Annotated in this window: 1 protein-coding gene; it reads left to right on the forward strand. The window is 68.1% G+C overall.

Going from position 1 to position 949, the window contains the following annotated elements; genetic code table 11:
* Nucleotides 1–89: 89 nt before the first annotated feature.
* Nucleotides 90–949: class-II fumarase/aspartase family protein (locus tag AC1D15_RS34520; RefSeq protein ID WP_477829620.1), on the forward strand; the 860-nt coding region annotated here is incomplete at its 3' end.

Genomic DNA, 949 nt, shown 5'->3' on the forward strand with positions numbered 1-949 from the left:
GGTCGACCGGCCGGTCGTGCTGCAAGCCCGACGCACCTTGCAGCGCGCCGGCGCCTGATTCCATCCTGATCTTCAGAAAGCACTCCATCATGCCCGCCACCCTTATCGACTCCGCGATCTTCCAAGGCATCTTCTCCAGCGACGAGATGCGCCACGTGTGGTCCGACGAGAATCGCACCCAGAAGTACCTTGACATCGAGTCCGCGCTGGCCAAGGTGCAGGGTCGCCTGGGACTGATTCCGCAGGAAGCCGCCGACGAGATCGTCAGCCACTGCCGGCTGGAGCAGATCGACATGGGCAAGCTGCGCCAGCAGACCGAGCGCATCGGCTACCCCGTCCTCGGCGTCGTCTCGCAGCTCAATGCGCTGTGCCGCGACAAGCTCGGCGAGTACTGCCACTGGGGCGCGACCACCCAGGACATCACGGACACCGCGACCGTGCTGCAGATCCGCGAGGGCCTGGCCCTCGTCGACCGCGACCTCGAGGCGATCTCGGCCGCGCTGGCCAGGCACGCGAAGGCGCACCGCCTGACACCCATGATCGGCCGCAGCAACCTGCAGCAGGCCATCCCGGTGACCTTCGGCTACAAGATGGCCGGGCTGCTGTCGGCGATCGAGCGCCACCGCGAGCGCCTCGCGCAGCTCAGGGAGCGCGTGCTGGTCGGCGAGTTCGSCGGCGCGKCSGGCACGCTGGCGTCGCTGGCCGTGGGGGCGATGGAAACGCAGGCTGGCCTGTGTGCCGAGCTCGGGCTGAAGCAGCCCGTGATCGCCTGGCACACCATCCGCGACAACATCGCCGAAGTGGGCGCGGTGCTCGGCCTGATCGGCGGCACACTCGGCAAGCTCAGCATGGACGTCAAGCTGATGATGCAGACCGAGGTCGGCGAGGTGTACGAGCCGTTCGCGCACGGCCGGGGTTCGAGCAGCACCATGCCGCAGAAGCGCAACCC

The organism is Rhizobacter sp. P2_H2 (assembly GCF_056403375.1).